Origin of the sequence: Streptomyces sp. CG 926 (genome assembly GCF_003148825.1) — a bacterium.
Lineage (GTDB): Bacteria > Actinomycetota > Actinomycetes > Streptomycetales > Streptomycetaceae > Streptomyces.
The window spans coordinates 394058-415363 of record NZ_QGGZ01000005.1; the positions used below are offsets into that span (position 1 = coordinate 394058).

The 21306-nt window shown below is 73.1% G+C and carries 21 protein-coding genes; 13 read left to right on the forward strand and 8 right to left on the reverse strand.

The window, feature by feature from the left end; translation table 11 throughout:
- Positions 1-72: 72 nt before the first annotated feature.
- Positions 73-1050, forward strand: a complete 978-nt coding sequence (locus BCL76_RS16530) for a sigma-70 family RNA polymerase sigma factor (RefSeq protein WP_030761703.1) — start codon at positions 73-75, stop codon at positions 1048-1050.
- Between the two features lie 99 nt (positions 1051-1149).
- On the opposite strand, the gene BCL76_RS16535 is transcribed toward BCL76_RS16530, so the two are convergent.
- A complete protein-coding gene (locus BCL76_RS16535; protein ID WP_109780230.1) occupies positions 1150-2115 on the reverse strand; it encodes a helix-turn-helix transcriptional regulator in 966 nt (321 codons plus the stop codon).
- A gap of 62 nt (positions 2116-2177) precedes the next feature.
- Between BCL76_RS16535 and BCL76_RS16540 the strand changes: the two genes are divergently transcribed.
- Complete coding sequence (locus BCL76_RS16540) at positions 2178-3740, forward strand: MFS transporter (protein WP_109780231.1); 1563 nt, start codon at positions 2178-2180, stop codon at positions 3738-3740.
- A gap of 491 nt (positions 3741-4231) precedes the next feature.
- Entirely contained in the window at positions 4232-5182 is a 951-nt protein-coding gene (gene pfkB, locus BCL76_RS16545; RefSeq protein WP_109780232.1) for a 1-phosphofructokinase, read from the forward strand.
- Positions 5183-5206: 24 nt separating this feature from the next.
- Here the strand turns inward: pfkB and BCL76_RS16550 are convergent, their stop codons facing one another.
- Positions 5207-5977 (reverse strand): DUF6227 family protein, encoded by a 771-nt coding sequence (locus BCL76_RS16550; protein WP_109780233.1) that lies wholly within the window; start codon positions 5975-5977, stop codon positions 5207-5209.
- Positions 5978-6169: 192 nt separating this feature from the next.
- On the opposite strand from BCL76_RS16550, the gene BCL76_RS16555 reads away from it, so the two are divergent.
- Complete coding sequence (locus BCL76_RS16555; protein ID WP_109780234.1) at positions 6170-6811, forward strand: vitamin K epoxide reductase family protein; 642 nt, start codon at positions 6170-6172, stop codon at positions 6809-6811.
- A 115-nt stretch (positions 6812-6926) separates the two neighbouring features.
- Here the strand turns inward: BCL76_RS16555 and BCL76_RS16560 are convergent, their stop codons facing one another.
- A complete protein-coding gene (locus tag BCL76_RS16560) occupies positions 6927-7337 on the reverse strand; it encodes a rodlin (protein WP_030717249.1) in 411 nt (136 codons plus the stop codon).
- 271 nt (positions 7338-7608) lie between these two features.
- Here BCL76_RS16560 and BCL76_RS16565 point away from each other — a divergent pair, with 271 nt between their 5' ends.
- Both BCL76_RS16565 and BCL76_RS16570 read left to right on the forward strand, forming a co-directional pair.
- A complete protein-coding gene (locus tag BCL76_RS16565; protein ID WP_109780235.1) occupies positions 7609-8076 on the forward strand; it encodes a hypothetical protein in 468 nt (155 codons plus the stop codon).
- A gap of 154 nt (positions 8077-8230) precedes the next feature.
- Positions 8231-8470 carry a chaplin gene (locus tag BCL76_RS16570; RefSeq protein ID WP_109780236.1) on the forward strand — a complete coding sequence of 80 codons (240 nt, stop codon included), beginning with the start codon at positions 8231-8233 and terminating at the stop codon, positions 8468-8470.
- An 84-nt stretch (positions 8471-8554) separates the two neighbouring features.
- Here the strand turns inward: BCL76_RS16570 and BCL76_RS16575 are convergent, their stop codons facing one another.
- The 5 genes from BCL76_RS16575 to BCL76_RS16595 form a co-directional block, all read right to left on the reverse strand.
- Positions 8555-8899, reverse strand: coding sequence for a hypothetical protein (locus BCL76_RS16575; RefSeq protein WP_109780237.1), 345 nt, complete (start codon positions 8897-8899; stop codon positions 8555-8557).
- A gap of 190 nt (positions 8900-9089) precedes the next feature.
- A complete protein-coding gene (locus BCL76_RS40340; RefSeq protein ID WP_181382581.1) occupies positions 9090-10223 on the reverse strand; it encodes a chaplin in 1134 nt (377 codons plus the stop codon).
- A 121-nt stretch (positions 10224-10344) separates the two neighbouring features.
- Entirely contained in the window at positions 10345-10578 is a 234-nt protein-coding gene (locus tag BCL76_RS16585; RefSeq protein ID WP_109780239.1) for a chaplin, read from the reverse strand.
- A 262-nt stretch (positions 10579-10840) separates the two neighbouring features.
- Complete coding sequence (locus BCL76_RS16590; protein ID WP_030761735.1) at positions 10841-11251, reverse strand: rodlin; 411 nt, start codon at positions 11249-11251, stop codon at positions 10841-10843.
- A gap of 118 nt (positions 11252-11369) precedes the next feature.
- The gene (locus BCL76_RS16595; RefSeq protein ID WP_030761738.1) at positions 11370-11624 is read right to left on the reverse strand and encodes a chaplin; all 255 of its coding nucleotides are present in this window, start codon (positions 11622-11624) and stop codon (positions 11370-11372) included.
- A 174-nt stretch (positions 11625-11798) separates the two neighbouring features.
- Between BCL76_RS16595 and BCL76_RS16600 the strand changes: the two genes are divergently transcribed.
- From BCL76_RS16600 to BCL76_RS16630, 7 genes are all read left to right on the forward strand, one after another.
- Positions 11799-12887, forward strand: coding sequence for a DUF3344 domain-containing protein (locus BCL76_RS16600; protein ID WP_375137927.1), 1089 nt, complete (start codon positions 11799-11801; stop codon positions 12885-12887).
- 19 nt (positions 12888-12906) lie between these two features.
- Positions 12907-14103, forward strand: a complete 1197-nt coding sequence (locus BCL76_RS16605) for a glycosyltransferase (protein ID WP_109780241.1) — start codon at positions 12907-12909, stop codon at positions 14101-14103.
- Entirely contained in the window at positions 14100-15620 is a 1521-nt protein-coding gene (locus tag BCL76_RS16610; protein WP_375137928.1) for an exopolysaccharide biosynthesis polyprenyl glycosylphosphotransferase, read from the forward strand. The genes BCL76_RS16605 and BCL76_RS16610 overlap by 4 nt, the downstream gene beginning before the upstream one ends.
- Positions 15620-17023, forward strand: coding sequence for an O-antigen ligase family protein (locus tag BCL76_RS16615; RefSeq protein WP_109780242.1), 1404 nt, complete (start codon positions 15620-15622; stop codon positions 17021-17023). The genes BCL76_RS16610 and BCL76_RS16615 overlap by 1 nt, the downstream gene beginning before the upstream one ends.
- Positions 17024-17529: 506 nt before the next feature.
- Positions 17530-19278 carry a murein biosynthesis integral membrane protein MurJ gene (murJ, locus tag BCL76_RS16620; RefSeq protein ID WP_375137932.1) on the forward strand — a complete coding sequence of 583 codons (1749 nt, stop codon included), beginning with the start codon at positions 17530-17532 and terminating at the stop codon, positions 19276-19278.
- Positions 19268-20044 carry a polysaccharide deacetylase family protein gene (locus BCL76_RS16625; protein WP_109780243.1) on the forward strand — a complete coding sequence of 259 codons (777 nt, stop codon included), beginning with the start codon at positions 19268-19270 and terminating at the stop codon, positions 20042-20044. Before murJ ends, BCL76_RS16625 begins: the two co-directional genes overlap by 11 nt.
- The gene (locus BCL76_RS16630) at positions 20041-21306 is read left to right on the forward strand and encodes a glycosyltransferase (protein ID WP_258309739.1); all 1266 of its coding nucleotides are present in this window, start codon (positions 20041-20043) and stop codon (positions 21304-21306) included. The genes BCL76_RS16625 and BCL76_RS16630 overlap by 4 nt, the downstream gene beginning before the upstream one ends.

Consider the following 21306-nt stretch of genomic DNA (forward strand, 5'->3'; position numbering starts at 1 on the left):
GGACCGGTCGGCAGCCGCTTCGGCGGCGTCCTCCAGCCGCACCGCGACCGAACACTTCGCAAGGGAGCACGCATGGCAACCCGCGCCGTCGCCCGTCGTCAGTCCACGAGCAGCGCCCGCGCTGTGGGCGGGGAGATCGCAGACCGCGACCTGGTCGGCATGTACCTGGACGAGATCGCGCGCACCCCGCTGCTCGACGCCGCCAAAGAGGTGGAGCTCTCCCAGATCATCGAAGCGGGCGTCTACGCCCAGCAGATCCTCGACGGCGCGATAGAACGCGACGGGGACACCCCGGCCCGCGAGGAGCTGGAGACGCTGGCCGCCGAGGGCGAGCGGGCCAAGGAAGTCTTCATCCGCTCGAACCTCCGCCTCGTCGTGGCCGTCGCCCGCCGCTATCCGCGCAGCGGCCTGCCCCTCCTCGACCTGATCCAGGAGGGCAACGCGGGCCTGGTCCGCGCGGTCGAGAAGTTCGACTACGCCAAGGGCTTCAAGTTCTCCACGTACGCCACGTGGTGGATCCGGCAGGCGATCACCCGGTCCATCGCGGACCAGTCCCGCACCATCCGCCTCCCCGTCCACCTCGTCGAGGAGCTCGGGCGGATCCGCCGCGTCCAGCGCGAGTTCAACCGCGAGAACGGCCGCGAGCCGGAGCACGCCGAGATCGCCGCCGAGCTGGACACGACGGAGAAGCGCGTGGGGGACGTACTGGACTGGGCACGCGACCCGGTCAGCCTCAACATGTCGGTCGACGACGACGGCGACACCCAGTTCGGTGACCTCCTTGAGGACACCTCGGCGATCTCGCCCGAGCAGTCCGTGCTCTCCCTGCTGCGCAGCGAGGAGCTGGAGGACCTGCTGGGCAAGCTCGACCAGCGCACGGCGTCGATCATCAAGATGCGGTACGGCATCGACGACGGCCGCGAGCGGACGCTGACGGAGGTCGGCAAGCAGCACGGCCTGACCCGTGAGCGGATCCGCCAGATCGAGAAGCACGCGCTGCTGGAGCTCAAGCGGATGGCGCGCGACACCGGCTTCGACGCGGTGGCCTGACCCGGTGGCCTGACGCGGTGGCCTGATGTGGCCCCGCCCCCGGACGAGCCCCGGTGCCTATCCCCCCAGGCGCCGGGGCTCCCCCCTGCCCGCCCCGGGTCAGCCCGGTTCCCCCACGGCCGCCGCCCCCGTGAGTCGCGCGGCCAGCGCCCCGGCCGCCGCACGTAGCTGCGCCGGCTCCCGGACGGTGAACGCCAGCCCCGTCAGGGCCAGCCGCGCCACCGTCCACTCCGGCGCGTCCGCGCTCTCGAAGCTCACCGAGGTCCGCGTCCCGTCACCCGGCAGGGCCGCGGCCCGCAGCCAGGCCGGCAGCTCCGCCGGACCGGCCGCGAAGTCGATCTCCACCCGGTACGGCTGCTTCTCCCCGCCCCGCAGCCCCCGCCGGACGAACTCCTCCGCCTCCATCGGCAGGTCCCGCCGCGCGAACCGGGCGCCCGTCGCGAAGGCCTCGTCGACCCGGTCCACCCGGAAGGTCCGCCAGTCCTCCCGCTCCAGGTCGTAGGCGACCAGGTACCACCGGCTCCCGGTACTCACCAGGCGGTACGGCTCCACCAGCCGCCGCGACTCGGCCCCGTCCCGCGCCCGGTAGGCGAACCGCAGCCGCTCCGGCCCCGCCACCGCCGACGCCATCGTGGTCAGGGTCCGCGGGTCGACGCTCGCCCCGTCGCCGCGCGACAGCGCGATCGTGGCCGACTGGAGCGCGCTCACCCGGTGGCGCAGCCGCGAGGGCAGGACCTGCTCCAGCTTCGCCAGGGCCCGTACGGAGGCCTCCTCGACCCCCTCGATCGCATGCCCGGCGCCCGCCCGCAGCCCCACCGCGATCGCCACGGCCTCCTCGTCGTCCAGCAGCAGCGGGGGCATCGCCGCCCCCGCCACCAGCCGGTATCCGCCCTCGGCGCCCAAGGTGGCCTCCACCGGGTAGCCGAGGTCCCGCAGCCGCTCGATGTCGCGCCGGATGGTGCGCGGGCTCACGTGCAGCCGCAGTGCCAGCTCGCTGCCGGGCCATTCCCGCGGGGTCTGCAGGAGGGACAGCAGGGACAACAGTCGTCCGGGTGTGTCGGTCATGAATCCAGGCTGCCGGCGAAATAGGACACCGACTGACCTAGACGCCGTCTAAGTTTCTCCTCATGAGCACCGAGACGTCCAAGACAGCGCCCGAAAGAGAGAACGGGCCCGTACAAGAAGAGCGGAACGACGTAGCCCACGACGCACCCAGCTCGCCCGCCGACCGCCGCCGCTGGCTGGCGCTCGCCATCGTGATGACCGCGGCCTTCATGGACCTGGTCGACGTCACGATCGTCAACATAGCCATCCGCACCATGCGTGAGGACTTCGGCGCCTCCACCAGCGCGATCCAGTGGATCACCGCGGGCTATGCCCTCGCCTTCGCCGCAGGTCTGATCACCGGCGGCCGTCTCGGTGACATCTACGGCCGCAAGCGCGTCTTCCTCATCGGCATCGCCGGGTTCACCGCGGCCTCGCTGCTCTGCGGCGTCGCCGCGAATCCGGACATCCTCGTGGTGGCCCGCCTCCTCCAGGGCGCTCTGGCCGCCCTGATGGTGCCGCAGGTCCTGGCGATCATCCACGTCACCTTCCCGCCCCAGGAGCGTGGCAAGGTCTTCGGCATGTTCGGCGCGATCGTGGGCCTCGCCGCCGTCTCGGGTCCGCTGCTCGGCGCGCTGCTCATCGAGTGGGACCTCTTCGGTCTCGGCTGGCGCCCGATCTTCCTGATCAACCTGCCCGTCGGCATCATGGGCGTGATCCTGGGCCGTAAGTTCATCGCCGAGTCCAAGGCACCCAAGGCGCTGCGGCTGGACCTGGTCGGCGTCGTCCTCGCCACCCTCGCCCTGGTCCTGCTGATCTTCCCGCTGACCCATGGCCACGAGAACGACTGGCCGACGTGGGGCTTCGTCTGCATGGGCGCGGCGCCGCTCGTCTTCGCCGCCTTCATCGCGTACGAGAAGTACAAGATCAAGAAGGATGGCTCCCCCCTCGTCGAGCTCTCCCTCTTCAAGGTCAAGAGCTTCGCCGGCGGTATCGCCGTCCAGCTGACCTTCGGCATCGCGACCGGCATCTTCTTCCTGGTCTGGACGATGTACATGCAGATGGGCCTCGGTTGGAGCGTCCTGCGCGCGGGCCTGACCGGCATCCCGTTCTCCATCGCGGTCTCGGTCGCCGCCGGCCTCTCGGTCGAGAAGCTCGTCCCCCGCTTCGGCCGCAAGGTGCTCCAGGCCGGCGCGCTGGTCATGGCCGCCGGTCTGCTCCTCTACATCTGGGAGTCGCAGCACTACGGGATGGAGATCGCCTCCTGGCAGATGGCCGCCCCGCTGATCGTCATGGGCGTCGGCATGGGCCTGATCGTGGCCCCGCTGAACGACACCGTGCTCTCCGAGGTGCCCCGCGAGCACGCCGGTTCGGCCTCGGGTCTGATCAACACCACCGGCCAGATGGGCAACGCGCTGGGTCTCGCGCTCACCTCCGTCGTCTTCTTCGGGCTGATCGGCGACGACATGGTCTTCGGCCCGCAGTACGTGGACGCCTTCCGGGGCGCGCTGTGGTGGGTCGTGGCCGTACTGATCGTGATCTTCGCGGTGATGTTCGTGCTGCCGCGCAGGGCGCTTGCGATGGAGGAGCGCGAGGGCGCGGCCGAGCACGCCGGCCGCACGCCCGAGAAGGTCCCGGCCGTCTGAGACTGCCCCCCCCCGCGTATCACCGAACGGACGTGTCCGCCCTCCGGGGCGGCACGTCCGTTCTTTTTTGTCTCCGCCCACACCCCTGCGTACAGTGGTGCAAATCCATCGATTAGTGAACGAAACGGACGTGTATCCAGATGTGCGCACCGGAGCGACGCCCCGAGATCCCGCGTCCCGCCTTCGAGGCGGGCGGCGTCGCCCCGGACACCGGCACCGCCATCGCCCGACGACCGGCCGGTTCCCGGCCGAAGACGGCCTGACCGCGCCCGACCTCGACGCCGCGGCCCGTCGAACGCGCCGCGCCGCCGCGGCGCCGTAGCCGCGCCCGCCGCCCGCCACGTCGTCCTCCTCGCCGCCCCCGCCACGGCCGGACCGGAGCCCCGCGCGCTTCGGCTCCTTCAGCGGCATCGACCCGCTCGTCACGGACACGGGGCCCGCCCCGCCGACAAGGCCTTGATCCAGGCCGCCGGTACGGAAGTTGTGCTCGCATGATCCTCACCGTCACCCCCGACCCCTCCCTCGACCGGGCCTACGAGGTCCCCCCGCCGGCCCGCGGCCGGGTGCTGCGCGCCGACGGTGAGCGGGTCGACCCCGGGGGCAAGGGCGTCAACGTCTCCCGCGCCGTGGCCGCCGTGGGTGGCCGTACGACGGCGGTCCTCCCGCTCGGCGGCGCCCGTGGCGTCCTGCTCGCCCAACTCCTCGGCGCGCAGGGCGTGGACGTCACCGCCGTCTCGATCGCCGGCCGGACCCGCTCGAACATCGCGCTGACCGAGCCCGACGGCACCCTCACCCGAATCGACTCGCCCGGTCCGACCCTCTCCCCGCGGGAGTCCGCCCTCCTCCTGGACACCGTCCGCTCCGCCGCCACCGAAGCCACCTGGGTCGCCTGCTGCGGCAGCCTCCCGCGCGGAGTCGGACCCGACTGGTACGCCGACCTGGTCGCCCGGGCGCACGCGGCGGGCGCCCGTATCGCCCTGGACCCCTCGGGCCCCGCCCTGCCGGAGGTGACGGCGGCCCGGCCGGAGGTGATCACGCCCGACGCGTCCGAGCTGGCGGCCGCGGTGGGACGCCCGCTGCCCACCCTCGGGGACGTGGTCAAGGCCGCCGAGGAGCTCCGCGATCGGGGCGCGGGGGCCGTCCTGGCCTCTCTCGGCGGGGACGGCGGGCTCCTGGTCTCCGCCGAGGGCACCTACTACGGCACCGCCCCGACCCCGGTCGTGCGCAGCACCGTAGGGGCGGGCGACGCCTCGCTGGCCGGCTTCCTGGTCGCGGGCGGCGCCGGCCCGGGCGCCCTCGCCTCGGCCCTGGCCCACGGCGCGGCCGCCGTCCAACTGCCGGGCAGCGCCATGCCGACCCCGGCGCACCTGCGCCCCGACCGGGTCCGCGTCACCGAGGACCCACCCCTGGACCTCCAGCTCACCGACCCCGGCACGCCCTAGGGTCACCGTGCCGATCGGGCCGGATCACCGTACGCGGGCGCGCAGTTCCATCGCTCCGCGGGCGGCCGACTCGCTCTCGTACACCTCGCACATGTGCCGGCCGTCGGGCGTCGCGGTGTGCTCGACCTCCCACAGGCTGACCTCGGTCCCGTCCAGCAGCACGAAGGCGTGCTCGTACAGGCTGAAACCCGCGCCCCGCCCGTCCGCGAGGCAGTGCCGCGCGCCGAACGCCTGCGTGATCTGGTGCGCGTACGCCGACCGCAGCAGCGTCACCACCGGTTCACCCGGCCGGTCGACGTTCTCCGCGCGGCGCAGCACCCGGCGGGCATGGTCGGCGGAGTCCTCCACCGCGTACTCCCGGTGCCGGCGCACCGGGGTCCGGGCCGCGTACAGCGCACTCAGCAGCGCCACACCGCCCTCCGGCTCGTCCTCGCCCGGCACCGACACCGGATCCGGGGACGCCCCGGCGGACCCCTCGCCGAACAGTCGGGTCACGGCCAGGCAGGTCTCCGCCTTGCTCGCGAAGACCTCGTGCCGGACGGACCGGTCGCCCGCCTGCCGGTAGGTCAGCTCCCACAGCGAGACCGAACCGCCGTCGGTCAACAGATAGGTGTGCCGGTGGGTCTCCCGCCAGATGCCCGCCTCCGGGCTGTGGTGGGTGGTGTGGAGCGAAGAGCTGTGGGCGAGCGCCGTACCGAGGCGCTCGACCAGCCTGTCGGGCAGGTCGAAGGAGTTCAGGGCGCGGCCGAGGAGTCGTTCGAGGTGCGCCTCGGTTGTCTCGTACGGATCGCTCAAGGTGGGTCTCCAGGCCGTCGCAGCTTGTCACTTCACGGAAGCACAACGTAACCCCTGGTTCTGACATCACGTCCGGGGTTCGGTAAAACGTCCGGGAAGCATCGGAGGTTCCCGCCACACCTTCAGGTCAACTTGCGTACGGATGAGCACGGTTGGGCCCGATCTGAGGTGAAGCGCGGGAGTATGGGCCACATGGCAACGAATACAGTGGGCCTCCCGCGTCAGCAGGTACGGCCCCGCAGCGGACACGAGGGCGAACAGAACGCCGTGCCGAAGGGGTTGGCCTGGCTGCTGGCCGTCACCGGGGCGGCCGGGCTGCTGGCCTCGTGGGTGATCACCCTCGACAAGTTCCTCCTGCTGGAGGACCCGGACTTCAAGCCCGCGTGCAGTCTCAACCCGGTCGTCTCCTGCGGCAGCGTGATGACGAGCGAGCAGGCGGCGGCCTTCGGCTTCCCCAATCCGATGCTGGGGCTCGTCGCGTACGCCGTCGTGGTCTGCGTCGGCGTGGGACTGCTGGCGGGCGCCCGCTATCGCGGCTGGTTCTGGCTCGGACTGAACGCCGGCACGGTTTTCGGTGTCGGCTTCTGCAGCTGGCTGATGGTCCAGTCGCTCTACGAGATCAACGCGCTCTGCCTGTGGTGCTGTCTGGCGTGGGTCGCGACCCTGCTGATGTTCTGGGCGGTCACCGCGCACAACGTCCGTACGCGCGTCCTGCCCGCCCCCGCCCCGCTGCGCGGCTTCTTCACCGAATTCGGCTGGGCCCCGCCCGCCCTGCACATCGGAGTGATCGGCATGCTGATCCTCACCCGCTGGTGGGACTTCTGGACCGGCTGACCGCCGGGGGCGGAACGCGAAGAGGGCCCCGGCGGCTGGACGCCGCCGGGGCCCTCGTCATTCACTCCACAGGCTCAGCGGCCCGCGATCACCCGAAGGGCGGAGGGACCGGAGATCAGCTGCCGGCCGAGAGGTTGCCGGAGAGGACCGGGATGTTGTCCAGGATGTGCGAGAGCGGCTCGTCGCCCTTGGCCTGGGTGGAGTTCTCGGTGCACTGCTGGTTCTGCGGGTTGGACAGGACGTTGATGTCCTGGACGCCGATGTTGAGGGCGGCGATCAGCGACTGGGCGTTGACCTTCGCCGGCAGGCCGATGCAGGGCTTGTTGAGGGTGCCCTGGACCAGGCTGAGCTGCGGGCTCATGTCGCCGTGGGTCTTCTGGTTGCCGTAGATCTGCTGGGCACCGTTGCCGTTGACGGTGTTGACCCCGTTGTCGTTACCGATGGCCATGGCCGGGGCCGCGGCGGCAGCGCCCGCGCCGATCGCAACGGCGGAGACCGCGGCGGCGGTCATGAACTTCTTGAACATCTTGATCCTTCTGTCGCACGAGTGCCCGCTGATGGAGCGCCCTGGTCAACTGCCCGACCTGGGGCTTGGTTCCGCTGCTTCACTCAAACGGCCTGCGTGCGTCGAGGTTTTCCCCACCCCGGGTGAGTGGGCTCCGGACGCCTGCGCGAAGCCCGTACGCCGCCGGCATCGATCGGGGTTCCGGTTGCGCTCCGTGAAAGGTGTTCGCACGGTGGGTGAGGAAGCGGATCGCTCGGGTCCGCTCTCGTGTCCCCACCGCGAAGGAACATCCATGCACCGCACGAAGCCGTCCCGCGCCGCCCGCCTCCTCGTCCCGTCGGCCCTCGCCGTCGTCATACTGTCCGGCGCGGCCGCCCCCGCGGGCGCCGCGGAGGGTGACGGCTCCGCGGCCCTCGCCGATCGCGTGGCCTCCGTCAACAAGCAGGTCGAGAAGATCGAGCAGCGTGCGGCGGCCGCCGGTCCCATCGACGACCTGCTGGCGGGCCTCACCAAGACCCTCCAGGGCCTTCTCGCGACGGTCGGAGGTCTGCTGCCCGCCGGGGTGGCGCTGCCGCCGATCGAGCTGCCGAAGCTGCCGGACATCAAGCTCCCCGAGCTTCCCGACCTGTCCGGCCTCATCCCGCAGCTGCCCCCGGTGGAGCTCCCGCCGGTGGACGCCCTGCCCGAGGTGCCGGCCACCCCGACGATCCCGGACATCCCCGTGATTCCCACGGTTCCGGACATTCCGGCCGTTCCGTAAGGTCGGTACGGACCGGTAACCCGTCGGACGGTTACGACGATTGAGCCGAACAGGTCACATCGTGCGCGTGACCGTGTCGTCCGGGAAGCTGGACCGTTTCGCTCGGTGTGAGCCCCGGTTCGGGGCAGAACATCGAACAGAAGGTGCACTTCCCATGAACTCTGCCAAGAAGGCCGCCCTGGTCCTGGCCACCGCTGGTCTCGCTGCGGCCGGTGCCGCCGGCTCCGCCGCCGCCGACTCGTCGGCCGAGGGCGCGGCCGTGGGCTCCCCCGGCGTCCTGTCCGGCAACCTGCTGCAGGTGCCGGTGCACGTTCCGGTCAACGTCTGCGGCAACACCGTGAACGTCGTCGGCCTGCTGAACCCCGCGTTCGGCAACGTCTGCGTCAACAACTGACGCCTGCCGCACAACCGACTGTGGGCGCCCCGGCCTTGCCGGTGGCGCCCACAGTCGTGTCGGCGGGTGATCAGCCGGGACGACTCACCGGCCGCCGTTGAGCTTCACGCCGCCGAGCATCGGGGACGCCTGGGTGGCGCCGTTCGCGAGGCCGAGCACGGTGCCGGGCACGTCGTTGCGGACCTTGTTGACCTTCTGGGCGGTCCCCACGACCTTGTTGACGGTGTCGCCCTGCTCGGCCAGGCCGTTGCCGACGGTCTGCGGAAGGGACTCGGAGACGGGCCCGACGGCGTTCAGCGTCTCGGTCACCCCACCGGTCAGGCTCATGGGGGGCATCGCGGCCGCGGGCTCGGCGGCGAAAGCGGTGGCGGAGGCGCCGAGGGCGGCGACGGAGCCGACGACGACAGCGGCGACCTTCGTGAGCTTCATTATCGAAATCCTCTTCTTTCGTGGACAGAGGCGTCAGTGGCGACCGTCGCGCCACTTTCACCCTGGGTAACGATTCCCCGCTCCTACGGAAACGCGAACGCGCGCGGTCAATGGTGCGGGCATGACAGCGGCCGGAGAATCCGACGGGGATTCTCCGGCCGATATTTATTCCGATTACCGGTATTGCCCGTCAGGAGACGCGCGACCGCCGGTACAGAATGGCGCCGCCCAGGATCAGGGCGGTGGCGAGGGCCGCCGCGGCCGCGGGCTGCCCCGCGCCGGTCTCGGCCAGCATCGGCCCGGTCACGTGCGCCGGAGCGGGGGCCGACGGCCGTACGGGAGCGGGCGCCGGCGCGGGGCCGGGCGCCGGGGCCGGGGCGGGGACCGGCGCCGGGGGGAGGGTGACCGGGGTGTCACCGCCGGGGGCGGCCGGCGGCTGGTCCGCGGGGGGTACGACCTCGGGCGCGGGCACCGGGACCGGAGCCGGCTGCTCCACCGGCATGCTGCCGTGCGGCGGGCCGGGGGCGGGCCCCTCCTCCACCACGGGAGCCGGGCCGGGCGCGGGAGCCGGCAGCGGGTGCGGAGCCTCCTGGACCGGTGCCGGAGCGGGCTCCGGGGCGGGCAGCGTGTGCGGCGGCTCCTCGACCGGCGGCGCGGGCGCCTCCGGGACCGGTTCCGGGACGGGCAGCGGGGCCGGGTGCTCCTCCACCGGTTGCGGCATCGGGTGCGGCCGCTCGGGCGCGGGGGGAGCGTGGTGCGCCGGCGGGGGCGGCGGTGACGACGCGGGGTGGTCGTCGCACTCCTCCTCGCCCTGCTGCCGACCGGGGCCGCCGTAGCCACCCTCGTGGCGCGGCTCCTCCTGGCGCGGCTTCGCGTGCCGCGGCCCGTCCTGCCGGGGCTGCTCGTGCCGGGGCTGCTCGGGCCCGCCCGCGTGGCGCGGCGATCCGTGGCGCTGCTCCGGCACCACGTGCCGGGCCTCACGCTCGTCGAGGTAGCGCTCGAGGGCCTCGGCGTTCTCGGGGCTGAGGTAGCGCCCGTAGTCGTGGCCGCCGTCCGTGTGCGAACCGGTGTCGGTGACGCACGTGTTCCCCATCGCGGGGTTGAGCGCCGCACCGCCGTCCACGCTGTTGCCACACACGTTCGGTGCGAAGGTGATCGGTACCGAGACGCTGTTGCCGGCCAGCACGCCCGGCGAATGCGAGGCCTCGGCGCTCGCTCCGGGGTACGCGTAGGCCGCGCCGGTCGCGATCGACAGCAGACTCGACGCGGCTGCCGCCGTGAGCATCCCCTTGCCCAGTACCTGTCGGCTCAGTACCTGTCGCATGGGTCCTTCCCTGTCTACCGGCGCCATGGCCGGTGTGGAATCGAAGGTGGCCTCGGAGTGCACCGCCGTGCACTCCGAGGCCACCCCGAGGAGGCTTGCCCTCGCGGGCAGAAGCGCTTCGTCAGGCGTTGACGCAGGTGTTGCCGAACGCCGGGTTGAGCAGCGCGATGACGTTCACGGTGTTGCCGCAGACGTTGACCGGGACGTGGACGGGCACCTGGGCCAGGTTGCCGGACAGCACGCCGGGCGAACCGACGGCCTGGCCGGCCGCGTTCGAGTCGGCCATGGCGGGGGAGGCGGCACCGGCGAGCATGAGAGCGCCGGCGGCCAGCACCACTGCCTTCTTGTACGTCATTTTGATTTCTTTCCTTCCCGCAGAGGCGTGTCCACTGCAGAATTAACAACGAGCGGTCCGGGAAAAAGAAACCGCGTATTCTCGGCGGTCCGTCGGTAATTCACTCCGATGCCCGGTCCGATACCTGGTCCCAGGTTCGGACCGAATTTCGAGGGCCGACGGATTTATATCGACAATTCCGGGGCCGGGGAGTTTCCGGCCCTGCATGCGGCGAGGCCGCCGCGACCCGGTGGGTGCGACGGCCTCGCGGGCGGGGCCTCGGTCAGCTGCCGTTCGAGACGTTGCCGGAGAGGACCGGGATGTTGTCCAGGATGTGCGAGAGGGCCTCGTCGCCCTTGGCCTGGGTGGAGTTCTCGGTGCACTGCTGGTTCTGCGGGCTGGACAGGACCGGGATGTCCTGGACGCCGACGTTGACGAGCGCCAGCACGGACTGGACGTTGGCCTTCGCGGGGAGGGCGATGCAGGGCTTGTTGAAGGAGCCCTGGATCAGCGCCATCTGCGGGCTCATGTTGCCGTAGGTGGCCTGGTTGCCGTAGATCTGCGCGGCGCCGTTGCCCTGGACGGTGTTGACGCCGTTGTCGTTGCCGATCGCCATCGCCTGCGGCGCCATGGCGGCACCGATGCCCACGACCGAGGCGGCAACCGCGGCCGAGGCCATCATCTTCTTGATCATTGTCGTCCCTTTTTTGCAGGATTGCCCGGTAGCGGAGCACCTGGATCAACGCCGCCGCCCCGGTTCGGGTTGCGTGGCTTCACCCGGATGCGGGCGTTTCGGGCAGCACGGTTGACGGTCAGGCGTTGATGCAGGTGTTGCCGAACGAGGGGTTCAGCAGGGCGATCACGTTCACCGTGAGGCCGCAGGCGTTCACCGGGACGTCGACGGGCACCTGGAGCAGGTTGCCGCTCAGGACGCCGGGGGACCCCGCGGTGACGCCGTGAGCCGTCGCGCCGTCCCCGCCGTGCGCGGAGGCGAGGCCCGCGCCGCCGATCAGCGCGGCGACGCCCGCGACGGCGATGGTGGTGCCGCGCACCAGCCTCTTCTTCATCTCCGTATTTCCTTTCGGTTCGAACAATGGTGCAACCCATAACGACCCGCCCGTTGTGAGGGTGCGTGCTATCGCCCAAAAGGCCGTACGAGCGAGTCCGACGTGATTTCCGGCCGGAGTTCTGACAAAGTTCACTCCTGTTTTGTCCCCTTGATCGAAAATGGAGACGGGGTCATGGGTTCCTCCCGCAGAATCCTCGGCACGCTCGGTCTGCTGTCCTGCCTCGCCCTTTCCGTGAACTCCCAGGCCGCGGGCGCGGCTCCCGCTCCCAAGGAGCTGCCCCGGGTCCCCTTCACCCAGCGTTACCAGGCCGTGCAGCACGGCGGGCTGGTGCGCGCCTCCAACTCCGGCATCAGCTGCCGTAAGGAGCAGTCCCCGCAGGCCGAGCCGTGCGCCGAGGTCAAGAAGGGCGCGGCCGGCGTCAACAGCGACTTCGAGATGTTCTACAGCGAGGTCGACAAGGATCCGGACACCTACAACTCCACCCGGGCCGAGCTCAAGATCCCGCAGGGCGCGAAGGTCTCGTACGCCCGTCTCTACTGGGGCGGGAACCTGCGGGTGGGCGAGCAGAAGCCGCCGCAGGACGACGGCCGGGTGCTGGTCGCCGAGCCCGGCGGCGCGTACAAGGAGGTCCTCGCCGACACGGTGATGGGCCACCGCACGGACGCGGGCAGCGATGCCTACCAGGCTTCCGCGGACGTGACCCCGCTGGTCCGCAAGGGCGGCGCCGGTCTGTGGACGGTGGCCCAGCTCAACATCGCGATGGGCCACTCCGCGGTGGGGGCCTGGGGTGGCTGGACGCTGGTCGTGGCCTACGAGCACCCGCAGGAGCCGGTACGTCGGATCTCGCTGTGGGACGGCTTCGAGTCGCTCGCCGCCCGCGCCGGTGACGCAGTCGTCGAGATCGAGGGCCTGGACGCACCGGCCGGCTCCGCGGGGCGGGTCGGGGTCGTCGGGTACGACGGGGACCGCGGCATCCTCGGGGACTCACTCACCGTGACGGCAGACAGCGGCCGCCGGGTGAACCTCAGTGATGGAGAAAATCCTTTTAATGATGTTATGAATTCCACGATCACGGAATTCGGAGATCAATCGTTCGTGCGACAGCCCGAACATATGAATAATCTCGGATATGACGCAGACGTGTTCGATTTGAGCCCCGCGCTGTCCGATGGTGCCCGCAGTCTGAACTTCAGGTTCACGGGTGAAAGTCAGGGTCATTTCCTCGGTGTGCTCTTCGTTCAGACAGACGCGCGCCGCTGAACGTAGGAGACCACTCCACGTGCCCAGTCAATCCCGGGCCGCACAGCCCACGACCGTCCTCCACCTCGTACAACCCGTCGACGGCGGTGTGGCCAGGGTCGTCACCGACCTCGTCCGCGCGCAGACCGCCGAAGGGCTGCGCACCGTCGTCGGGTGCCCGCCCGGCGGCACGCTCGGCGACGCCGCCCGCGCCGCCGGCGCCGAAGTGCTCACCTGGCGCGCCGGGCGGGCCCCCGGGCCCGGCCTGCCCGCCGAGATCATCGGCGCCCGGCAGGTGCTCCACCGGGTACGCCCCGACCTCCTGCACGCCCACAGCGCCAAGGCCGGCCTCGCCGGCCGGCTCGCCGCACGCGGGAGCCTGCCCACCGTCTTCCAGCCCCATGCCTGGTCCTTCGACGCGGTCGGCGGGGCCACTGGCGCACTCGCGCTGCGCTGGGAGCGGTACGGGGCCCGCTGGGCCGACCGGGTGCTCTGCGTCAGCGAGGCCGAACGCCGCGCGGGCGAGACCGAGGGGATCACCGCCCGCTGGTCGGTGATCCGCAACGGCGTGGACCTGGACCACTTCCGCCCCGGCGGACCGGACCCCGACCGGGACCGGGAACGGGCCCGCGCCGAACTGCCCCTGCCCGCGGGCTTCGTCGCCGACGGGCCGCTCGCCGTCTGCGTGGGCCGGATCTGCCACCAGAAGGGTCAGGACGTCCTGCTGCGGGCCTGGCCCGAGCTGCTCGCCACCGTCCCCGGAGCCCGCCTCGCCCTCGTCGGGGACGGCCCCGACACCGAACGGCTGCGTCGCGTCGCCGCGCTGTCCGGCACCGGCGTGCACTTCGCGGGAGCCGCCGCCGACATCCGACCGTGGCTTCGGGCCGCCGATCTCGTTGTACTGCCGTCGCGGTGGGAAGGCATGGCGCTCGCCCCGCTGGAAGCCATGGCCTGCGGTCGCCCGGTCCTGGTCTCCGACGTCAGCGGTGCCAGGGAGAGCCTGCCGCCGGGCCAGGGACGCCTGTGCCTGGTGCCGCCGGAGGACCCGACGGCCCTGGCCGAGGCCCTGGGACGGCTGCTCGCCGAGCCGCGGCTCCTCGCCGAACTGGGGGAGCAGGCCCGGCAGCACGCCCGGACCGACTTCGACGTCCGGCGGACCACGGACGCGGTCACCGGCCTGTACCACGAACTGCTGGGCAGGCCCCGGCCCTTGAACCAGGAGCGCATCAGCCGATGACGATGGACAGCGCACCCGCCCGGCACACCGGGCAGGGCGGCACGGGGCCCACCGGCGCAGGCGCTTTCGCGCCCGCGCACCCCGTCGCGACCCGCCGGTCAGCGACCGCCATCCACCCCCCGCGCCGGCCCAGGGCCGAGCAGGCCCGCTCCGCCGTACGCCCCCGTCGCGTCCGCCGCCGCGGCCGCGTGCTCCCGCTGCTCACCGCCGACGCGCTGGCCGCCGTACTCACCGCGACGACCCTGCCCGCGACGGCGCCGCCCGTCCTGTACGCGGCGCCCGTCCTGCTCGCCGCGCTGCACGCGCAGGCCGGGCTCTACCGGCCGCGGCTCGCCCCCTCCGCACTCCTCGAACTGCCCGTGCTGGCCGCGCGGTCCGCCGTCCTGTGGTGCTCGGTCGCCGCCGTCACGGCCGCCGTCGCCCCGGCCCGGGCCATGGGCTGGAGCGCCCTGCTCACCGCCGTCTGCCTGCAGGCCGTACTGGCGTGCGCGGGCCGCGGCCTCGTCAACCAGCTGCACCGCCGCTCGGCCGTGCGCCGCCCCGCCTCCGCCCTCGTCGTCGGCCCCGGGGCCGGGGCGAGCGCGGTGGCCGCCGCCCTCCACGGCCGCCCCGAGTTCGGGCTGCGCCCGGTCGGACTCGCCGACACCCAGGCGCCCGCCGAAGGTGCCGGTGGCGCCCTGCCGCTGCTCGCCACCCACGAGGACATCCGGCGCGCGGTCATCCAGAACTCCGTCGGGCATGCGGTGTTCACCCGTCCCCCGGAGGCCGACGAGCGCACCGCCTCCCTGGTCCGCCTCTTCCACGACCACGGCTGCCGGCTGTGGCTCGCCGACCCGGCCGGCACCGCCAAGATCACCGGCATGCGGGTGGCGCACCCCACCGACCAGCTGTGGGGGTACGCCGTGCAGCCGCTGCTGCCGCGCCCGGCCCGGCCGCTGGAGCGTTGGGCCAAGCGGGGCATCGACACCGTGCTCGCCCTGATCGCCCTGCTCGCCGCCGCACCCGTGATGGGAGCGTGCGCGCTGGCCGTACGGGTCTGGGACGGGCCGGGGGTGATCTTCCGGCAGGAGCGGGTCGGCCTCTACGGGCGCCCCTTCACCCTGCTGAAGTTCCGTACCCTGCGCGCCGACGCGCACGAGGCCGCCACCCGATGGACCGTCGCGGGCGACCGCGGGATGAGCCCGGTCGGCTCCTTCCTGCGCAAGTCCTCGCTGGACGAGCTCCCGCAGCTGTGGAACGTCGTACGCGGAGACATGGCCCTGGTCGGCCCTCGCCCCGAACGGCCCTTCTTCGTCGCCAAGTTCTCCACCGTCCACCCCGGCTACGAGGCCCGGCACCGGATGCCCGTCGGCATCACCGGCCTCGCCCAGATCAACGGCCTGCGCGGGGACACCTCCATCGAGGACCGGGCCCGCTTCGACAACCACTACATCGACACCTGGTCGTTGTGGCAGGACCTGTGGATCCTCGCCCGCACCGCGGCCTCCTTCTTCCGCTTCCGGCTGGGGGGCAGCTGATGAGTCTCGCCGTAGCGGGCCGGTGGGTCCGGCCCGACGTGCCGGGTCTGCTGCGCCGGCACTGGCCGCTGCTGCCGCTCGCCGCGACCGTGCTGTTCCTGCTCGCCCCGCTCCCGGCGGGGGACGCCACCGCCTCCGGGAAGGTCGGCCCGGCCGACGCCGCCTCGCTGCTGTTGGTCCTCGTCTGCGCGGTGCAGGCGCTGCGCGGCCGGGTACGCGAGCTGACCCCGCTCGGCGTGCTCGTGCTCGGGGCGCCCGCCGTGGGCCTCGCGGTCGCCACGATGACCGCCGGGGACCCGTACGCCGCCCTGCCCGGCTTCGTGCGCTACCTACAGGTCTTCGTGCTGGTCCCGGCGGCCGTGGTGCTGCTGGTGCGTGACGCGGCGGAATTCCGGCTGGCCGCCGGGTGCTTCGTGGTCCTGGCGCTGGTGCAGGGCGCGGTGGGGGTCGTGCAGTACGCCACCCACACCGGGGCCTCGTACCAGGGCGAGGACGTCCGGGCCGTCGGCACCTTCGGCCCCGGCGACGTCATGGGCATGGCCACCGTCGTGGCGTACGGGCTGATCGTGGCGACCGCCGCCGGGCTCGCCCCGGGCCTGCCGCGCCGCCTGCGACGGATCGCCGGCGGCTGCGCGCTCGTGCTGGTGCTCCCGCTGGTGCTGTCCTTCAGCCGGGGCGCGTGGATCGCCACCTTCGGCGCGGCGGTCCTGGTGATGGCCCTGGCCGGGATCCGCCGGGCCCTGAAGGTGGTCGCCGCGCTGGCGGCCGCCGGGGTGGTCCTGGTCGGCGGGTTCGGGGTCGGCTCGGAGATGGTCGCCGAACGGCTCACCTCCATCACCCAGGTCTCCAGCGCCCCCGACCAGTCGGTGACCGACCGCTACACGATGTGGGCCGCCGCCGAGTCGATGTGGCGCGAGCGGCCGGCGGTCGGCGTGGGCCTCAAGGGCTTCCCGGCCAACCGGGACGGGCACGCCTCGCTGGGCCTGTCCTCCGGCAGCGACACCGCGGGCGCGGGCCAGGCGTACCTGCGCCAGCCGCTGCTCTCCCCGCACAACATGTACCTGCTGATCCTGAGCGAGCAGGGCCTGATCGGGCTGATCGCACTGGTGGGCGGCTGGGCGGCCCTGCTGGTGGCGGGGCTGCGCCGGCTCGCCTCCGGCGGGGGAGTCAGGGACTGCGGCCTGATCGCGATCGGGCTGTTCGTGTGGCAGCTGACCGACTTCCTCTACGCGGACATCGGGGGGCCGTCCACGGTGCTGACCGGAGTGATCATCGGCCTGGCGGCGTGGTGGGCGCTCCCCTCCCGGGCCGCCGGTCCGCTGCGCGGGGCCGTCGCCGACAAGGAGGCTTCCGCCGGTGCGGGTTCACGGGGTAGGGCCCCCGGGGTTGCGGCTCGCCCGTGACGGACACGACGCCTTGGCGGCCCGCCTCCGGCCCCCCGGCCGGGGCGGGCCACGCCCGTGTCCCGGGCGCCCCGACCCCCGGGCCCACGGGCCCCGCCACCCCCGGCGGTTCCGGTGCGGCGGGCCCGGCGGATCCCGGGTTCGTCGCCGGCGGGATCCCGGGCGGTGAACCGGAGGCACGTAGGGCCGTGTTCGGTTCCGCCGGGTATCCCGGTGGCGCCTCGGGCCGGCGCAGCGTGCCGGTGGCCGCGAGCGGCTTCGACGATACCTCCGGGGCCCGGGCGAGCCAGGCCCGCCGCGCGGTCGCGGTTTCCGCCACCCCCGGCAGCAGCCCGACACCCGAGCCGGCCGCCCCGGTGGGCGGGCTCCCTGGCGCTCCCGGCGGGAGTGAGGCGGCGGGCGGGCTCACCCCCGGCGGGGGCCGAGCGCCTGAGTCCGCGGTTCCCGGCGGGAGCCGAGCCCCGGGCGAGCCGTTCGCTCCGGCTGCTCCCGGCGGCAGGGGGCGGCTGCGCCCGGCCCGCCGCGCGGGCAGGCTCCCCGGCGCTCCGGGCGGGGGCAAGGTGCCCGAGTCCGCCACGCCGAGCGGGAGCGGCCCTGGCGGCAGCCACGTGTCCGAGTCCGCCACCCCGAGCGGGAGCGGTCCCGGTGGGAGCCAGCCGCTCGGCAGGTTCCTGGCCAAGGCCGCCGCCGTCACCGCCGGACTGACCGCCGCCGGGGCGCTGTTCGGGCTGGTCCGCGACCAGACCATCGCGCACCTCTTCGGCGCCGGGCACGAGAGCGACGCCTTCCTGATCGCCTGGACCGTGCCCGAGATGGCCTCGACGCTGCTGATCGAGGACGCCATGGCGCTGCTGATGGTGCCCGCCTTCAGCCACGCCCTGGCCCGGCGGGCCGCCCGCCGGGCCGGGCTCACCCGCCGGGAGGCCCGCGCGCAGGACCCCGTACGACTCCTGGTGGGGGCGACCCTGCCGCGTCTGGTCGTGCTCCTGGCCGCCGTCGCCACCGTGCTCGTGATCGCCGCCCCGGCCGTCGTCGCCGTACTGGCCCCCGGCCTGCCCGACCCGGCACTGGCCGTCGAGTGCACCCGGCTGACCGCGCTCACGGTGCTCTCCTTCGGCATCGCCGGCTACTTCAGTGCCGCGCTGCGGGCGCACCGGTCCTTCCTGTCACCCGCCGCGATCTACGTCTCGTACAACGTCGGCATCATCGGCACGATGGTGGCCCTGCACGCCGTGTGGGGCGTCCGGGCCGCCGCCGCGGGCGTCGCGGTCGGCGGGCTCCTGATGGCGCTCGTCCAACTGCCGGCCTTCGTACGGAACGTGGGCTTCGGCCCGCCCCGCGCGAAGAAGGCCGCCCCGCGCAGCCAGCGCGACCGGGACCGCCCGACCCTCATCGCCTTCGGGGTCATCGCCCCCGTGATCTTCTTCGCGGTCTTCCGGCAGTCGCAGGTCCTCGTCGAGAGGTTCCTCGCCGCCTCGCTCCCGTCCGGTGCGATCTCCCATCTCAACTACGCGCAGAAGGTCGCGCAGATGCCGATGGTGCTCTCGCTGATGATCTGCACCGTCACCTTCCCCGTCGTCGCCCAGGCCATGGCCGGGGGAGAGCGGGAGAAGGCCCGGCGGCGGGTGGAGCAGGACCTCTCGCTGGCCTCGCTGGCCGTCCTGATGGGCACCGCGCTCGTCGTCGGCTACGCGCCCCAGATCATCCAGGTCCTCTTCGAACGCGGCGCCTTCACCCACCAGGACACCCTCGCCACCGCCTCCGTCATGCGGGTCTACGCCCTCGGACTCCTCGGCCACTGCCTCGTCGGCGCTCTCTCCCGGCCCTTCTTCTCGACCGCCCGGCCCATCTGGTTCCCGGCGCTCGCGATGGGTGCCGGGCTGCTCGTCAACGTCGTGGCCGGCGCCTTCGCCGTCGGCTGGTGGGGCACCTACGGCATCGCCGCCGCCAACGCGGCCGGCATCTCCACCACCGCCGCCCTGCTGCTCACCGGCCTCGGCTCGCGGATCATCGCGATCCAGGTCCGCCGGGTCGCGGGCAGCATCGGCCGGCTCGCCGTCGCCGCCGTCGCCGCGGGATCCACCGGCTGGATCGCCGGCCCCATGATCCCCGACCCGATGCTCAGCGCGGCCCTCGGCTGCCTGTTGGTCCCGGCCATGTTCGGAGCCACCGGCATGACCATGCACGCCCTCGAAGTCACCGCCCTGCCCGGTCAGATCTCCCAGCTCACGCAGAGGTTCCGCAATGTCCGCTGACACCGACACGGCTCCCGCCGCCGTGGTGGTCCCCACCCGCCGGGCCGCTTCGCCGTGGGTCCTGATGTACCACTCGGTCGCCGAGTTCACCGACCCCGCCGAGGACCCGTACGGGATCACCGTCACCCCGCTCGCCCTGGAGGCCCAGCTGCGGTGGCTGCGCTCCCGCGGCCTGCGCGGGGTGTCCGTCGGCGAACTGCTGCGGGCCCGCGCGGCCGGTCGTGGAGCCGGTCTGGTCGGGCTGACCTTCGACGACGGCTACACCGACTTCCTGACCCACGCCCTCCCGCTGCTGAGCCGCTACGACTGCACCTCCACCCTCTTCGTCCTGCCCGGGCGGCTCGGCGTGGACAACGTGTGGGACCCGCTGGGCCCGCGCAAATCCCTGCTCACCGCCGAAGGCATCCGTGAAGTGGCCGACGCCGGACAGGAGATCGGCTCGCACGGGCTGCTCCACCAGGACCTCACCGCGACCGCCGACGACGTGCTCCAACAGGAACTGCGGGGCAGCCGCGACCTGCTCCGGGAGCTGACCGGCACCCTGCCCGAGGGGTTCTGCTACCCGTACGGCCACCTCGACGCGAGGGTCGTCGACGCCACCCGGGCCGCCGGTTACGGCTACGCCTGCGCCATCGACCCCGGCCGGCTCGCGGGACCGCACGCACTGCCGCGCACGCACGTCAGCCAGGCCGACGGCGGCGCCCGGCTGCGGATCAAGCAGCTCCGCCACCAGGTGCGCGAGCTGCGGCGCGGGGTGCAGCGGTGAAGGAGATCGGGTCGCTCAAGGCACTGCACATCATCACCGGGCTCGGCGTCGGCGGTGCGGAACAGCAACTGCGGCTGCTGCTGAGGCACATGCCGATGCAGTGCGACGTACTGACGCTGACCAACCCGGGGCCGGTGGCCGAGGGGCTGCGCGCCGACGGGGTGCGGGTCGTCCACCTCGGCATGCGGGGCAACCGGGACCTGGGGGCGCTGCCCCGGATGGTGAAGTTCATCCGGCGCGGCCGGTACGACCTCGTGCACACGCACCTGTACCGCGCCTGCGTCTACGGGCGCCTCGCGGCCCGGCTCGCGGGCACCGCGGCGACCGTGGCCACCGAACACTCGCTCGGCGAGGGCGAGATCGAGGGCAGGCCGCTGTCCGGCGGTGTGCGCAGGCTGTACCTGGCCAGTGAACGCCTGGGCGCGGCCACGGTGGCCGTCTCCGACACCGTGGCCGCCCGGCTGGAGGGGTGGGGGGTGCCGGCCGCGCGGGTGCACGTCGTACCGAACGGGATCGAGGCCGTCCGCTTCCGCTTCGACGAGGGCGTCCGGCGGGCCACCCGGGCCCGCACCGGACTGCCCGAGCGGGCCTTCGTGGTCGGCGGGGTCGGCCGGCTGGTCCCCGGCAAGCGGTTCGACGTCCTGGTGCGGGCCGTGGCCGCGCTGCCGGGGGCGCACCTCCTGCTGGCCGGGGACGGACCGGAGCGGGCGGGACTGCGCCGGCTGGCCGCCGAGCTCGGCGCGCAGAGCCGGATCCACCTGCTGGGCGAGCGGGACCCGCTGGGGGACAGCGCGGACGGCCGCACCCCGGGCATCCCGGCGCTGCTGGCCGCCATGGACGTCTTCGTCTCCCCGTCGCGGGAGGAGGCCTTCGGCCTCGCCGTCGTCGAGGCCCTGGCCGCCGGACTGCCCGTCCTGCACGTGACCTGCCCGGCCATCGACGACCTGCCCGCCGCGCAGGCCCCCGGGGCCCGGCGGATCGGCACCGGCACGGAGGAACTGGTCGCGGCGCTGCGGGGCCACATGGAGGCGGGGGCGCGCCGGTTGCCCCCGCCGCCGGTGGTCCGTCGCTACGACATCGCCCGCAGCGCGCGGCAGCTGCTGGACGTGTACGACCTCGCCCGCCGCGCCGCGCCGGGCGCCGCCGGGGCGGCCCAGGGCCGCGCCGACGCCGACCCGGTGCCCGGCGCCGGCAGGACCGTCGTCGGGGCCCGGCGCGAGCCGGTCGGGCCGGGACCGGCGGAGCCGACCGGCACCGGCTGA

Coding starts and splice junctions, on each gene's coding strand:
- BCL76_RS16540 (WP_109780231.1), top strand. CDS start 2,178: ATGAGCACCGAGACGTCCAAGACAGCGCCCGAAAGAGAGAACGGGCCC.
- BCL76_RS16575 (WP_109780237.1), bottom strand. CDS start 8,899: ATGAAGCTCACGAAGGTCGCCGCTGTCGTCGTCGGCTCCGTCGCCGCC.
- BCL76_RS16555 (WP_109780234.1), top strand. CDS start 6,170: ATGGCAACGAATACAGTGGGCCTCCCGCGTCAGCAGGTACGGCCCCGC.
- BCL76_RS16560 (WP_030717249.1), bottom strand. CDS start 7,337: ATGTTCAAGAAGTTCATGACCGCCGCCGCGGTCTCCGCCGTTGCGATC.
- BCL76_RS16535 (WP_109780230.1), bottom strand. CDS start 2,115: ATGACCGACACACCCGGACGACTGTTGTCCCTGCTGTCCCTCCTGCAG.
- BCL76_RS16530 (WP_030761703.1), top strand. CDS start 73: ATGGCAACCCGCGCCGTCGCCCGTCGTCAGTCCACGAGCAGCGCCCGC.
- BCL76_RS16625 (WP_109780243.1), top strand. CDS start 19,268: ATGTCCGCTGACACCGACACGGCTCCCGCCGCCGTGGTGGTCCCCACC.
- BCL76_RS16595 (WP_030761738.1), bottom strand. CDS start 11,624: ATGAAGAAGAGGCTGGTGCGCGGCACCACCATCGCCGTCGCGGGCGTC.
- BCL76_RS40340 (WP_181382581.1), bottom strand. CDS start 10,223: ATGCGACAGGTACTGAGCCGACAGGTACTGGGCAAGGGGATGCTCACG.
- BCL76_RS16585 (WP_109780239.1), bottom strand. CDS start 10,578: ATGACGTACAAGAAGGCAGTGGTGCTGGCCGCCGGCGCTCTCATGCTC.
- BCL76_RS16600 (WP_375137927.1), top strand. CDS start 11,799: ATGGGTTCCTCCCGCAGAATCCTCGGCACGCTCGGTCTGCTGTCCTGC.
- BCL76_RS16590 (WP_030761735.1), bottom strand. CDS start 11,251: ATGATCAAGAAGATGATGGCCTCGGCCGCGGTTGCCGCCTCGGTCGTG.
- BCL76_RS16615 (WP_109780242.1), top strand. CDS start 15,620: ATGAGTCTCGCCGTAGCGGGCCGGTGGGTCCGGCCCGACGTGCCGGGT.
- BCL76_RS16610 (WP_375137928.1), top strand. CDS start 14,100: ATGACGATGGACAGCGCACCCGCCCGGCACACCGGGCAGGGCGGCACG.
- pfkB (WP_109780232.1), top strand. CDS start 4,232: ATGATCCTCACCGTCACCCCCGACCCCTCCCTCGACCGGGCCTACGAG.
- BCL76_RS16565 (WP_109780235.1), top strand. CDS start 7,609: ATGCACCGCACGAAGCCGTCCCGCGCCGCCCGCCTCCTCGTCCCGTCG.
- BCL76_RS16570 (WP_109780236.1), top strand. CDS start 8,231: ATGAACTCTGCCAAGAAGGCCGCCCTGGTCCTGGCCACCGCTGGTCTC.